This window comes from Sphingobium sp. TKS, from assembly GCF_001563265.1.
In the GTDB taxonomy this organism is placed as follows: Bacteria; Pseudomonadota; Alphaproteobacteria; order Sphingomonadales; family Sphingomonadaceae; genus Sphingobium.
The window spans coordinates 1,068,920-1,082,641 of sequence record NZ_CP005083.1; the positions used below are offsets into that span (position 1 = coordinate 1,068,920).

The window sequence follows — 13,722 nt, forward strand, 5'->3', positions numbered from 1 at the left end:
GAGGCGGGAACCCATCTCCCAACAGTAGCGTCCAGATGCGAAGTACGGGGATGGATCCCCGCCTTCGCGGGGATGACGAAATGGGCGTGGGCAGGATTGCTGCTCGCGGCGTTGTTCATCGCCATCCCCGCCTTCGCCCAAGCCGCGCCCGCAGCCCCGCCGCCCGTCGACAATGGCGGCGCGCTAACCCGCGCCATGGGGCAGATCGGCGGCGACGGCCGCTCACTCTCGCTCTCCCTGCAAATCCTGATCCTCATGAGCCTGCTGACGGTGTTGCCGTCGCTGATCCTCATGATGACCAGCTTCACCCGCATCATCATCGTGCTGTCGCTGCTGCGTCAGGCGCTGGGATTGCAGCAGACGCCGCCCAATCAGGTGCTGGTCGGCCTGTCGCTGTTCCTTTCCCTCTTCGTGATGCGCCCCGCCATCGACCAGATCAACGCCCAAGCCTTCGACCCCTATGGCAAGGGCCAGATCCCCATCGAGGAAGCGGTAGGCCGATCGGCCAAGGTGCTGCACGGCTTCATGACCAAGCAGACCCGCGAAACCGACCTCAAGCTGTTTGCCAATCTGGCCGAGGCGCCTGCGTTCCGCACGCCCGCTGATATTCCCTTTTCGATCCTGTTGCCCGCTTTCGTGACGTCGGAACTCAAGACCGCGTTTCAGATCGGCTTCATGATCTTCCTGCCCTTCCTCATCATCGACCTTGTCGTCGCCTCCACGCTGATGGCGCTCGGCATGATGATGCTTTCCCCCACCATCATCTCCATGCCGTTCAAGCTGTTGCTGTTCGTGCTGGTCGATGGCTGGGCGCTCACCATGGGGTCGCTTGCCGGCTCCTTCGCGACATAGAGGTGGGGCGATGGAGAATGCCGATTTCTTCATGGGGCTGGCGCAACAGGCGCTGTGGATCACGGCGCTGGCGGCAGCGCCGATCCTGATTCCGGCGCTGGTCGCGGGCGTGCTGATCGGCATGATCCAGGCGGCGACCTCCATCAACGAACAGACGCTGGCCTTCATTCCCAAAATCATCGTCGTCGGTGCCATGCTGGTGCTGTTCGGCGGCTCCATCATGGTGCTGATCGCGGATTTCACGCGCGAGATTTTCGAGCGCATTCCGGATCTGCTCCAATGATCGCGCCGGGCTTCGCCAATGTGGAAGTCCAGCTCTGGATCTGGCTGATCGCCATGATCCGTCCCGGCGCGGCCTTTGTCGCCGCCCCGGTCTTCGGCGCGCCTGCCGTGCCGCTGCAACTGCGCCTGATCCTCTCGCTCGCGCTGGGCATGGCGGCGCTCAACAGCGTGCATATCGTGCTGCCCGCCGATGGCGTCGCCAGTTTCCAGGGCGTGATGCTGGTTGCGGGCGAGGTGCTGGCGGGGCTCGCCATCGGCTTTGCGGTGCAGATCGGCTATGCCGCCGCGCTGGTCGCGGGCGAGGCGATCGGCAACACTATGGGCCTCAATTTCGCGGCGATGGTCGATCCGTCCTCGGGTCAAGCGACGCAAGCGGTGGGGCAGTTTCTTTCCATCCTTTCGACCTTCCTGCTGCTCGCCATGGACGGCCATCTGATGCTGGTGAGCTTCGTGGTGCAAAGCTATCAGGCGATGCCGCCCGGCGGCGCGATGCTGAGCAATGACGCCATCTGGCATCTGATCGAATTTGGCGGCGCGCTGCTGGGCGCGGGCGTCACCATTGCGCTCCCGGTCGGTTTCGCACTGGTGCTGGTGCAGATCGTCATGGGCATGCTGGCGCGCACCGCGCCCGCGCTCAACCTGTTCGCGGTCGGCATGCCGGTGGCGCTGATGGCGGGCCTCATCCTGCTGGCCGTCACCGCGCCGATCATGGGGGAGGGGATCACCGCCGCGCTCAAGGCCGGGCTGGACCAGGCCCAATATATTGCGGAAGGGCACTGACCCATGGCACAGAGCAATGGCGGCGGCGAAAAGACCGAAAAGCCGACAGCCAAGAAGCTGAAGGACGCCGCGAAAAATGGCGACATCCTCCAGTCCCGCGATCTGGCGACGGCGCTGGTGGTGATGGCGGGCATTGGCTGGATCGCGGTTACCGGCCCCTCCGTCGTCGAATCCCTGTCCGACATGCTGATCGAGGCGCTGCGCTTCCGGCGGGAGGATGTGGTCAATTTCGCGCCCGCCGACCGGGGGTTTGCGCTGTTGTCCGGCATCGCCCTGCCAGTGGCGGGGATCATGCTGGCGACGCTGCTCGCTGCCATTGCCGGACCGGCGCTGCTCGGTTCGCTGGGCTTTCGACCGGGCGCCTTCGCGCCCAAGGCGTCGAAGCTCAATCCCGCCGCTGGGCTGAAGCGCATGTTCGGGCTTCAGGGCCTGATCGAACTGGTGAAGTCGATCGCCAAAGTGTCGCTGCTCGGCGCGATCGGCGTCTGGATGATCTGGGACCGGCTGACGCAGATCGTCGGGCTCGGCAAGGCGGGTCTCGCCCCCGCCATGGCGGACCTGGGCAATATGTTCATCATGACCTGCCTGGTGATGGCGGGCGGCCTGTTCCTGATCGCGGGCATCGATGTGCCGGCGCAGCTCATCCAGCGCTCGAAACGCCTGTCGATGAGCAAGCAGGAGATCAAGGACGAGCATAAGGAGAGCGAAGGCTCGCCCGAGCTCAAGGGCCATATCCGCCGCCGCCAGTTCGAGGTGCTGAGCGGTTCCACCCGCAAGGCGGTGGCGGAGGCCAGCGTGATCATCACCAACCCGACCCATTTCGCCGTCGCGCTGCGCTACAAGCCGGGGCATGACGCCGCCCCGGTCGTGGTGGCGCGGGGTTGCGACGCGGTGGCCGCCGCGATCCGCGAACTGGCCGACCAGAATGGCGTGACGGTGCTGCAATATCCCGACCTTGCCCGCGCCATCTACTTCACCTCGCGCGCCGGACAGATCGTCAATGAGGGGCTGTACATGGCCGTCGCCACGGTCCTCGCCTTCGTCTTCCGGGTCGAGAACCGCATGGCGAGCGAGATGGACCGCCCGTTCATCACCGTGCCGGACGATCTGCGCTTCGATGCGGAAGGCAAGAAAACGACCTGATTTCAGACGGTTGATTTGCAATCGAAAAATGACACATGCTTAACTAAAGCTTAGTGCTTCTTGTCCGTATAATATTCACGGGGACGCATTACGATGGTGCGTCATGAACGACTATTTTTCGCGGGGCGAGATATCGCCGGTTGAACGCAGCGCCACTCGCGCGCCTTCCGCCGTGTCCGCCGTTCAGCCTATTTCCTCCTCCGCGACGGTTCGTCAGGGCGGAGGATCGTCGGCGCAAACCGCCTCGGACGATCAGGCACCCTCGGAAGGCCGCATCGCCAGCAGCGCTGAATATGCCAAGGTGCATGCCCGCATAGCCGACATATTGGCCGAATTGAGCACCCAAGGCACGACCAAGACGGTCGATGGAGCGGCGGAGGAAATCCAGTCCATGCTGCCCGCCCCGCAGGTTCTGGTACCGCTGCCCCCCGCTTCGAAGGAAGCCGTGGAAAGCTCCATCCGCATCGCCAAGCGCATTGCCGAACAGGCGGCTATCGCCCATGTCGCACAGGCCAATATGCGGCACGGAGCGGTCGATCAGATCATAACCGTCGGCGGCTGAAGCGTTCTGATGATGTCTCAGCGCGTTCTTGCGCTGAGATGTCCCGCCTTTTCCGGCTTTTTCCATTCCCGTGAAAATCATTCCTAAAGGTCTTGGGCTTAGGGCCGTTCTCATATTTGAAAGGACGGCCCATGACTTCGGTGAGCAGCAGCATCTTGACGGCGCTTGGCGCGGGATCGGGCATCGATACCGCCTCGCTCGTCTCCAGCCTGGTCAGCGCAAGCAAGGAGCCCAAGCAGACGGCCATCACCAGCCGCCAAACGCTGAACAGCGCGCGCATTTCCGCGCTGGCCTCCGCTTCCAGCTCGCTCGATACCTTTGCCGATGCGTTGAACAGCCTGCTCGCGGGCACCGGCTATTCGGGCACGCCTGCCTCCAACGACGCCAGCATCGCTTCCGTCAGCGCGCTGCCCGGCGGCGCGCCGACCGGCCTTCCCGCGCAGGTCGTCGTCAATCAGCTCGCTTCGGCGCGGACCCTGGTCTCTACGGTCAATGCCAATCAGGACGCCGCGCAGGGCGCTGCGGCTACCGTCGGCATCGGGGAATTGTCCCTGCAGGTCGGCAACGGCAGCCCCGTTTCCATCACGATCAGCGCGGCCAACAACAGCTATACGGGCCTGGCTGCCGCGATCAACAGTTCGGGGGCGGGCGTGACCGCGACCGTCGTCACGGACTCCCAGGGCACGCGGCTGATGCTCAAGGGACCAACCGGCGCGGCGAATGATGTTTCGCTGACCACGGTTTCTTCCACCACCGATGCGACGACGGGCGCCGACCTGTCCCAATTCGCCTGGTCCGCGACCACCCCGCCTGCCGGCAGCAGGATGAGCTCCGCCGCCCAGCCCAAGGATTCGATCATCCTGCTCGACGGGGTGGAGCAGCATTATGCCGGGAACACGATCGACAGCGCGATCCCCTATCTGCGCATCGACCTGAACAAGGCAGCGCCCGGCACCAGCGTCACGCTCTCCACGGCCGAGCCGACGACCTCCATGCGTGACCTGATGGTCGAGTTCGTCAACGCCTATAACACGCTGATGAAGGCGCTGAACACGGCGACCTCGACCGGCACGGACTCTTCCAATGCGGGAGTGCTGAACGGCGAATCCTCGATCCGCGACATGAAGCGGCAATTGTCGCAGATGGTCTCGACGCAGCTCACCTCGACCGGCGCCTACAAGACGCTGAACGATCTGGGCATCAGCACCAATCGCGACGGCACGATCTCGCTGGACACGGCCACGCTCGACAAGGCGATCGCGGCCGACCCGAAGGCGATCACGCAGATGCTGAACCCCTCGGCCAAGACCGCCACCAATATCGGCCTCGCCGGGCTGATGGACAGCGTCCGCGACAATATCCAGAAGACCGACGGCCCGCTCGCCGCCTCGCAAAGCAAGTACAAGGCGCTGGCCGACGATCTGGCCAAGCAGCTTGAGAAGCTCGACACCCAGATGACGGATTATCAGGCGCAGCTCACCAAGGTCTATTCGGCCATGGAAACCCGGCTGTCCGCCCTCAAGGCAACGCAGAGCTATCTGACGCAACAGGTGGCGCTGTGGACCAAAAGCGACAATTGATAAAAAAGGGTCAGGAAGATCATGTTCTATAATCATGGCGGTTTCGGTGGCGCGGCGGCGCGGCGTTATGCGGCGGTCCACACCGGCAGCCGGATCGAGGGCGCGACGCCCCATGCGCTGGTCAAGGTGCTGTTCGACGAACTGGTGCTGGCGCTGGACGCGACGGCCCTGGCTGAACGCAATGGCGACCGCCTGAAGGTGTCGGACAAGCAGGCCCGCGCCATGTCGATCCTGTTCGCACTCGAATCGAGCCTGGACTTCGACAAGGGCGGCGACATCGCGACCGGCCTGGCGCAAATCTATCGCGAAGCCCGCCGTCTGCTGCTGGCCGGCGCCAAGGAGCATGATGCCGCCCCGGTCGATCAGGCCCGCGTCATGATCGGTGAGATCGCGGAAGCGTGGAACCAGATCGGCTGAAAATATCTGTCATCCCAACGCAAGCTGGGATCTCGGGAGGCTAGGCCGTGCCCTCTCGTCTGAGATCCCGGCCTGCGCTGGGATGACGGACATGTTGCATGGGGTTGCGCCATCAAAGGCGCGCCTGTATAGGCAGCGCTCGCAAAGGGCGGCCCGGCGGGGGCCGCCTTTTTGCGTTTCGGAAGTGTTTGCATCAGCCCAGAAAGGGAAGGATCATGTCGATTACGCCGCTCATGCCCGTTTACCCCCGGTGCGATGTACGCCCGGTCCGAGGCGAGGGCTGCTATCTGATCGGGGAGCGCGGTGAGCGCTATCTGGATTTCGCCAGCGGCATCGCGGTCAACCTGCTGGGCCATGGCCATCCCAAGCTGGTCAAGGCGATCGCGGATCAGGCCGCGACGCTGATGCATACGTCGAACCTTTACGGCATGCCGCTGGGCGAGAAATTCGCGCAGCGTCTGGTCGACACGACCTTTGCCGATACGGTGTTCTTCACCAATTCGGGCGCCGAGGCCGTGGAATGCGCGATCAAGACGGCGCGCCGCTATCACTATGCCAAGGGCGAAGCGCACCGGCATAAGATCATCAGCTTCGACAACGCCTTTCACGGGCGGACGCTGGGGACGATTTCGGCCACCAGCCAGCCCAAGATGCGCGACGGCTTCGAACCGCTGCTGCCCGGCTTTACCGTGGTGCCGTTCAACGATCTGGAGGCCGCGACGGCCGCCGTCGATCAGAACACCGCCGGTTTCCTGGTGGAAACGGTGCAGGGCGAAGGCGGCGTGACCCCGGCGACCCAGTTATTTCTCGCAGGGCTTCGCAAGCTGTGCGACGAGCAGGGCCTGCTGCTGATCCTGGACGAAGTGCAGTGCGGCTATGCCCGTACCGGCACTTTCTTCGCCCATGAGCAATATGGCCTTAAGCCCGACATCATGGCGGTGGCCAAGGGTATCGGCGCGGGCTTCCCGCTGGGCGCTTGCCTCGCGACCGAGGAAGCGGCCAAGGGCATGGTGTTCGGCACCCATGGCTCGACCTATGGCGGCAATCCGCTGGCCATGGCGGTCGGGCTGACCGTGCTGGACGAAGTGCTGGGCGAGGGTTTCCTCGATCATGTGAACATGATCGGGGCGCGCCTGCGCTCTGCGCTGGAGCAGCTCATCCCCAATCATGACATGTTCGAGGATGTGCGCGGCCTTGGCCTGATGCTGGGCGTCAAGATGAAGGACAGCTACGACGCCCGCGCTTTCGTGGCGCATCTGCGCGACAATCATGGCCTGCTGACTGTGTCGGCGGGGCAGAATGTCGTGCGCATCCTGCCGCCGCTCGTGATCGAGGAAAGCCATGTCACGGAGTGCATAGAAAGGCTTTCGGCCGGCGCGCGGAGCTTTGCGGAGCCCGCGACAGCCTGACACCGGACATCCCCCTCCGTTCGCTGGAAACGAACGGAGGGCGGGAGTGGGGGTTATCATGACCAGACATTTTCTGAATCTGAGTGACGCCGGCGGCGATGCGATTGCCGCCATGATATCCGACGCCATCGACCGGAAGGCGGCGCGCAAGAGCTGGCCCAAGGGGCGGGCCGATGCGGATGCGCCCCTGGCCGGGCATACGCTGGCGATGATCTTCGAGAAGAATTCGACCCGGACCCGCGTATCGTTCGACATGGCGATCCGCCAATTGGGCGGCACGTCGCTGATCCTGGACGGCGCGACCAGCCAGCTCGGACGCGGAGAAACCGTTGCCGACACGGCGCGGGTGCTCAGCCGCATGTGCGACGCCATCATGATCCGCACCGACGATCATGCGAAGATCGAGGAAATGGCGCATCATGCCAGCGTTCCGGTGATCAACGGCCTGACCGACCTGTCGCATCCCTGCCAGATCGTCGCGGACCTGCTGACCGTGGTGGAACATGGTGTGGCGCTGCCCGGCAGCCAGTGGGCGTGGCTGGGCGACGGCAATAATGTGCTGCATTCGATCGTCGAGGCGGCGGGCCTGATGAAGTTCGATGTGCGGATTGCGGTGCCCGAAGGCTATGATCCCGACCCGTCCTTCGAAGCCGAAGCCCGCGTGCGGGGCGCGCAGATTATCCACAGCCGCGATCCGCAGGCGGCGGTGGCGGGCGCCGATATCGTCGTCACCGACACCTGGATCTCCATGGGCCAATCTCATGCCGAGGAAAAGCTGGCGGCGATGATGCCCTATCAGGTGACGCCCGAATTGATGGCGCTGGCCAAGCCGACGGCGAAGTTCCTGCACTGCCTGCCCGCCCATCGCGGCGAGGAAGTGGTGGAGGCGGTGATCGACGGCCCGCAGTCCGTGATTTGGGACGAGGCGGAAAACCGCATCCATGCCCAGAAGTCGGTGCTGCTCTGGGCGGTGGGCCGGCTTGGTTGAGTTTGGGTGAGCTGTTGTTTGAGTTGTTAGGCGCCGTAAGCGCGTCGTGTTCCTGCGCAGGCAGGAACCCAGTTCAGACGATGTGATGATATACGGAGGGCGGAACTGGGCTTCTGCCTGCGCAGGAGCACGGTTTACCCAGACCGAACATCCAGTCGGCTTCCCACCCAACCCAGCCAAAGCCCATTTGCAAGCCCGACGATCGCCCCCTATCTAAGCGCCTTTGCATGACCGGCCCGCTCTGGCGCGCCACACGGAGCCTGATTTGACCTCTTCCGCCTCACTCGACCAAGCCTTGGGCTTCACCATCCCTTCGCGCCATGCGCGCGGGCGGATCGTGCGGCTGGGGCCGGTCCTCGACGATGTTCTGGCCGCTCATGCCTATCCGCCGCAGATCGAGCGTCTGCTCGCCTCCGCGCTGGTGCTGGCGGCGCTGCTCGGCACGATGCTCAAGGATGTCGGGGGGCAGCTCACCATGCAGGCGCAGACCGAAAATGGCGTCGTCAGCCTGCTGGTTGCCGATTACAAGGGCGGCGAAGTGCGCGGCTATGCCAAGTTCGACGCCGACCGGCTGGCCGAACTTGGTCCCGATCCAACGCTGTTCGGCCTGTTCGGCAAGGGCTACCTCGCCATCACCTTCGACCAGGCGGTTTCGGGCGAACGTTATCAGGGGATCGTGCCGCTGGACGGCGAATCGCTGGCGGACGCGGCGGAGCATTATTTCTTCCAGTCCGAACAGATTCCCAGCATCATCCAGATCGCGACCCGCCACGATCCGGGCGAGGGATGTCTGGCGGCCGGGCTGCTGCTCCAGCATCTGCCCGAAGGCGAGGTTGGGCGCGAGCGGCTGCACGTCCGCCACGACCATCCGGAATGGGAGCATGTCCAGGCGCTGGCCCATACGCTCAAGGATGCGGAGCTGACCGATGGCGAGCTGCCGCTGACCGATATCGTCTGGCGGCTGTTCCATGAAGAGGATGAGGTGCGCGTCACCGATTCGACAGCGCTCAGCAAGGGCTGCCGCTGCGATCTCGACCATATCCGCAGTGTCATTGGCCGCTTTCCGGCGGCCGAGCGGGCGGAAATGGCCGACGATCGGGGGGTCATTGGCGTAGATTGCGCCTTTTGCTCACGCCTCTTCCCGGTGGCGCTCGACAGTTTCGGATAGCGTCGGACCTTTCGATCCTGCGCCATTATGGCCGGTCGATTCGGTTCCGCTATCAAATTGCCGCAATTGACGGGCAAGGCGGATGCGGATGGACGGACGATCGACAGGGGGATCGCGATGATGGCAGGACGGCGCGCCCTTGCGGCGGCCTTGGCGATGATGATGGTCACGAGACCTGCCGTCAAAGCGGCGGCGCCCCTGCCGCGCCTACCCAAAGGGCTGGAGGCGGGCGAGTGGGAATTGCGCGAGCGGGGGCCGGATGGCCCGATCCGCAAGCTCTGCATCGCCCATCTGAACCAGCTTCTGCAAAGCCGCCATGCGGGCAATAGCTGCAAAAGCTTCACCGTGAGCGAAACGCCCAAGCGGCTGGTCGTCACCTACGAATGCGGCACGGCGGGCAATGGACGGACCGATCTTCGCATCGAAACCGCGCGCCTGGTCCAGATCCAGTCGCAGGGCATCGCCAATGGCGCGCCCTTCGCCTTCGCGCTGGAAGGGCGGTGGGCGGGCGCCTGTCATTAGCCCACATTTCCCAAGTAAGGCGCTGATTTCGCTGTCCTGACCATTATATTTCCTATATAAAACATGGTGTTGAAGGCTGCGAGGGGCGCGTTTCATGGATCACCCAGAGGGTGCGGGCTTGCAACGGGCAGATCGGGTGGATTTCGACCCTCGCGTGCGGCTGGAATTTCGCGGCACGCAGCTCAGTTCCGACGGCGGCCTTCTGGTGATGCGCGAGCTTGATGACGCGCTCGGGTTGTCCGATTTGGCGTCAGCGGCGCTGCGCGATACTCGCTCTGGCAAGAACACGGTCCATCGGCTCGACGGCCTGTTCCGGCAATCAGTCTTTGGGCGGCTGGCCGGATACGAGGATGTCAACGACGCCAACCGTCTCGCCTGCGATCCGGTCATGCGCCAAGTTGTCGGCGGCAGAGCGGTCGATGCACAAGCGGCCTCGGCATCGCAGATGGGACGGTTCGAGACCGAGACGCTGGCTCTGGCCGGGAACCGTGCCGCGCTGGCCGACCTGAACGGGCAATGGATCGACCGGTTCCATGACCGTAACGGGCTGAAGTACATCGTTCTGGACATGGACAGCTCGGTCAGCCCGACCCATGGCGACCAGGAAGGGTCCGCCTGGAATGGCCATTTCGACTGTAGCTGCTATCACCCCAACTTTCTGTTCAACCAGTTCGGGATGCTGGAACGCTGCGCCCTGCGCCATGGCAACGTCCACAGCGCCGATGGCTGGCGTGATGTTCTCGACCCCGTCATTGCGCGCTACGCGGAGCGCGACCTTGGTGGCAGGTTCTTCCGGGCCGATGCTGCCTACGCGATCCCGGCGATCTATGAGCGATTGGAAGAAGCGCGGTTCTTCTACGCCATCCGGCTGCCCGCAAACGCGGTCCTCAAGGACAAGATCGCGCATCGGCTAACGCGCCCTGTCGGGCGGCCGTCACTGACCAAGGTCAAGCGGTTCTTCGAGGAATTCGAGTATCAGGCGGCGTCCTGGGACAAGGAACGCCGGGTGATCGCCAAGATCGAATGGCATCCGGGCGAACTGTTCCCGCGTGTCGGCTTCATCGTCACCAACCTGCCGATGGAGCCGGACTGGGTGGTGCGGTTCTACAACCAGCGCGGCACCGCCGAGCAGCACATCAAAGAGGGCAAATACGCCTTTCGCTGGACGCGGCTGTCGTGCCGGAAGTTCCGCGACAATGAGGTGCGGCTGCAACTGCACGCCCTGGCGTACAACCTGGCCACCTTCTTGCGCTGCATCGAGCTGCCCGAGGCCATGGCCGACTGGTCGTTGACCAGCCTGCAACTGAAGCTGATCAAGATCGGGGCACGTGTGGTCCGTCACGCCCGCACCATCACCTTCCAGCTGGCCGAGGTCGCTGTCACCGGCACGATGGTACGCGCCATCCTCGCCGCTATCCGCCGATTGCGAGCGCCACCGCTATGCGCATGATCGCGATCCACGCTCAAACTGAACGAAAGCGGCTGGACAGATCTGTCCGCTGCGCTGAAAAACGCCGCCCCTGGGCAAGGAAACAGCGGCTTCGCGGTCTGATCCGTCCAGATCCAGCAGTCTGCGCGACCGCAGGTGCCGCTTGCGGCAGAAAATCCTTGTCTAGCGCTCGGATACAGGCGATCTTCACCTCAAACGACACGCCACTTGGGGAATGCAGGATGAAGTGGGCGACGACCGATGCGATGTCGTGGCGGCGGATCGGGCTGGCAGGCTCGGTCTTTCTCGCCACCCTCGCGCTGTTCGGTGGGCTCGCTTATCATTTCGCGATCGTTGCGATGTGGATGCCGCTGGTCAATTCGGTCGCGTTGATTGCCACGACCCCCTCGGCTCCCTCGGCGCGGCCCTGGCCGATCATGGCGGGGCATGCCGCGACCGCGTTCGTCGGTTCGCTGGCCGGCTGGATGTTCGGCGCTTCGGTGCTGGTCGCGATCATCGCCGCCACGCTCGGCCTGCTGCTGATGATGGCGGCCCGTGCGGTCCATCCGCCCGCGGCGGCGACGGGGCTCGTCTTCACGCTGCATCCGGTGCCCCCGCATGTCGCGGTGCCGCTGCTGATGCTGGGCGCCGGTGCGGTGACGCTGATCGGCATGGCGCTGCGCCGCTGGGATCGCCCGTCCGCATGACCCCCGGATTGGGCATCGCCTGAATTTCGGCTAGGAGCCGGCGGATCGGGACTTCTATGATTTCCATCGTCAATACCGAATGCCACGTTCCCAAAACGTTCTCCGACTTGGCCAAAATCGCAGCTTGGGGCCGACTGGGCCTATACGGCACGATCCCGGCGCTCCGGCGCTTGATCGTCTTGCTGCGCTTGCCGACGGCATAGGCCGCGAGCTGGGGCACCAAAAGACCATCTCGAAACCGATCCGCCCTGCAGATCGCGGTGAGATCGAACGCTGAATCTTGTCATAAGTCGTCGGCCTTGACTCGACCTGCCATCCTTTGATGGAATCACCTAGCAGGAAGGAGGAATTATGTTCGACGATCAAGACCGCGCTTATTTTGCTCGGCGAGCAAAGACGGCCCGTGAATTGGCCTCAGAGGCTACCGATCCCGCCATAAGTAAGATTCACGCCGATATGGCTGAAGAATATGAAATTAGGCTGGACGCGCTTGCGCTGACGCGTCGGGAGGGGTAGCGCGAGGCTTATGGTTGCCAATAGCGGAAAATTCGCCGTCGTCCTGCTGTCGGGCGGGCTCGACTCCATGGTTGCGGGCGGGCTGGCGCGCGAGGCCGGCTATCGCGTGCTTGCGCTCTCGATCGATTATAATCAGCGCCACCGCCTGGAATTGCGGGCGGCGGGCCGGGTGGCGACGGCGCTCAACGCGATCTCGCATATCGTGTTGCCGCTCGACCTCACGGCCTTTGGCGGGTCGGCGCTGACCGCCGACATCGCCGTGCCCAAGGGCGGGGTCGGCCCCGGCATTCCCGTGACCTATGTGCCCGCGCGCAACACCATCTTCCTGTCGCTGACCCTGGGCCTGGCGGAAGTGGCGGGCGCGAGCGATGTGTTCATCGGCGTCAATGCGCTCGATTATTCGGGCTATCCCGATTGCCGCCCGGAGTTCATCGACGCGTTCCAGAAGATGGCGGCGCTGGCCACCAAGGCCGGGGTCGAGGGCCATCCTATCCGCATCAACGCGCCGCTCCAGCATATGAGCAAGGCCGATATCGTGCGAGAGGCGCATCGGCTGGGGCTGGACGCGGGGCTGAGCTGGTCCTGCTACGATCCGACGCCCGACGGCAAGCATTGCGGCCTGTGCGACAGTTGCCGCCTGCGTTCCAAGGGGTTCCAGGAAGCGGGGCTGCCCGATCCCACCATCTATGCAGTAAAGCCCTGACGCCATGAGCTATGCCGTCAAGGAAATGTTCCTGACTTTGCAGGGAGAGGGCGTCCATGCCGGACGCCGCGCGGTGTTCCTGCGCTTTGCCGGCTGCAATCTGTGGAGCGGGCGGGAGCAGGACCGGGCAAGCGCGATCTGCCAATTTTGCGACACGGATTTCGTCGGCACGGATGGCGATGGCGGCGGCAAATTTGCCGACGCGGACAGTCTGGCCGATGCGGCTCTGGCCTTTTGGGGCGAGGGGCGGGAGGGGCGCTATATCGTGCTCACCGGCGGGGAGCCGATGCTCCAGATCGATGATGCGCTGGTCGATGCGCTGCATGCGCGCGGCTTTGCCATCGCGATCGAGAGCAACGGCACTTTGCCCGCGCATCCCGGGCTGGACTGGGTGTGTATCAGCCCCAAGGCGGGTAGCGAGGTGGTCCAGCGCAGCGGCAATGAGCTGAAGCTGGTCTGGCCGCAGCCGGGGTTAGGGCACAGCCTGGCCGATGTCGAGGATATGGAAGGCTGGGCCTTCGATCATTTGCTGGTGCAGCCGCTGGATGACCCCGATGCGGCGAAAAACGCCCAGGCTGTGGTGGACCTGGTGATGGACAGGCCGCGCTGGCGCCTCAGCCTCCAGTCGCACAAATATCTGGGGTTGCGATAAAGAGTGCTGCCT

Annotated in this window: 16 protein-coding genes; all 16 read left to right on the top strand. The window is 64.1% G+C overall.

Annotated elements, in window-relative coordinates; all coding sequences use genetic code 11:
• Positions 1-72 precede the first annotated feature (72 nt).
• Positions 73-852, top strand: a complete 780-nt coding sequence (fliP, locus tag K426_RS05355; protein ID WP_066554724.1) for a flagellar type III secretion system pore protein FliP — start codon at positions 73-75, stop codon at positions 850-852.
• Between the two features lie 10 nt (positions 853-862).
• A complete protein-coding gene (gene fliQ, locus K426_RS05360; RefSeq protein ID WP_046761916.1) occupies positions 863-1,135 on the top strand; it encodes a flagellar biosynthesis protein FliQ in 273 nt (90 codons plus the stop codon).
• Positions 1,132-1,914: a flagellar biosynthetic protein FliR gene (gene fliR, locus K426_RS05365; protein ID WP_066554727.1), complete on the top strand. Its 783-nt coding sequence runs from the start codon at positions 1,132-1,134 to the stop codon at positions 1,912-1,914. The genes fliQ and fliR overlap by 4 nt, the downstream gene beginning before the upstream one ends.
• A 3-nt stretch (positions 1,915-1,917) precedes the next feature.
• Positions 1,918-3,057, top strand: coding sequence for a flagellar type III secretion system protein FlhB (gene flhB, locus K426_RS05370; RefSeq protein WP_066554733.1), 1,140 nt, complete (start codon positions 1,918-1,920; stop codon positions 3,055-3,057).
• Positions 3,058-3,160: 103 nt separating this feature from the next.
• Complete coding sequence (locus K426_RS05375) at positions 3,161-3,619, top strand: hypothetical protein (RefSeq protein ID WP_066554744.1); 459 nt, start codon at positions 3,161-3,163, stop codon at positions 3,617-3,619.
• 131 nt (positions 3,620-3,750) lie between these two features.
• Positions 3,751-5,199: a flagellar filament capping protein FliD gene (fliD, locus tag K426_RS05380; protein WP_066554746.1), complete on the top strand. Its 1,449-nt coding sequence runs from the start codon at positions 3,751-3,753 to the stop codon at positions 5,197-5,199.
• Positions 5,200-5,220: 21 nt separating this feature from the next.
• Positions 5,221-5,616, top strand: coding sequence for a flagellar export chaperone FliS (locus tag K426_RS05385; protein ID WP_066554750.1), 396 nt, complete (start codon positions 5,221-5,223; stop codon positions 5,614-5,616).
• Between the two features lie 215 nt (positions 5,617-5,831).
• Positions 5,832-7,025, top strand: a complete 1,194-nt coding sequence (locus K426_RS05390; RefSeq protein WP_066554757.1) for an aspartate aminotransferase family protein — start codon at positions 5,832-5,834, stop codon at positions 7,023-7,025.
• A gap of 58 nt (positions 7,026-7,083) precedes the next feature.
• Positions 7,084-8,013 carry an ornithine carbamoyltransferase gene (argF, locus tag K426_RS05395; protein WP_066554759.1) on the top strand — a complete coding sequence of 310 codons (930 nt, stop codon included), beginning with the start codon at positions 7,084-7,086 and terminating at the stop codon, positions 8,011-8,013.
• Between the two features lie 265 nt (positions 8,014-8,278).
• On the top strand, positions 8,279-9,181 hold the full coding sequence (hslO, locus tag K426_RS05400; protein WP_066561391.1) for an Hsp33 family molecular chaperone HslO: 903 nt from the start codon (positions 8,279-8,281) through the stop codon (positions 9,179-9,181).
• Positions 9,182-9,298: 117 nt separating this feature from the next.
• Positions 9,299-9,703: a DUF3617 domain-containing protein gene (locus K426_RS05405; protein ID WP_443018221.1), complete on the top strand. Its 405-nt coding sequence runs from the start codon at positions 9,299-9,301 to the stop codon at positions 9,701-9,703.
• A gap of 94 nt (positions 9,704-9,797) precedes the next feature.
• Positions 9,798-11,153, top strand: coding sequence for an IS1380-like element IS1247 family transposase (locus tag K426_RS05410; protein WP_006473457.1), 1,356 nt, complete (start codon positions 9,798-9,800; stop codon positions 11,151-11,153).
• Between the two features lie 221 nt (positions 11,154-11,374).
• Positions 11,375-11,839: an HPP family protein gene (locus K426_RS05415; protein WP_020817765.1), complete on the top strand. Its 465-nt coding sequence runs from the start codon at positions 11,375-11,377 to the stop codon at positions 11,837-11,839.
• A 351-nt stretch (positions 11,840-12,190) separates the two neighbouring features.
• The gene (locus K426_RS31795; protein ID WP_158511728.1) at positions 12,191-12,355 is read left to right on the top strand and encodes a hypothetical protein; all 165 of its coding nucleotides are present in this window, start codon (positions 12,191-12,193) and stop codon (positions 12,353-12,355) included.
• Between the two features lie 10 nt (positions 12,356-12,365).
• Positions 12,366-13,058, top strand: a complete 693-nt coding sequence (gene queC, locus K426_RS05420) for a 7-cyano-7-deazaguanine synthase QueC (protein WP_066554761.1) — start codon at positions 12,366-12,368, stop codon at positions 13,056-13,058.
• A gap of 4 nt (positions 13,059-13,062) precedes the next feature.
• Positions 13,063-13,710 (top strand): 7-carboxy-7-deazaguanine synthase, encoded by a 648-nt coding sequence (gene queE, locus K426_RS05425; RefSeq protein ID WP_066554764.1) that lies wholly within the window; start codon positions 13,063-13,065, stop codon positions 13,708-13,710.
• The last annotated feature ends 12 nt before the right edge of the window (positions 13,711-13,722 follow it).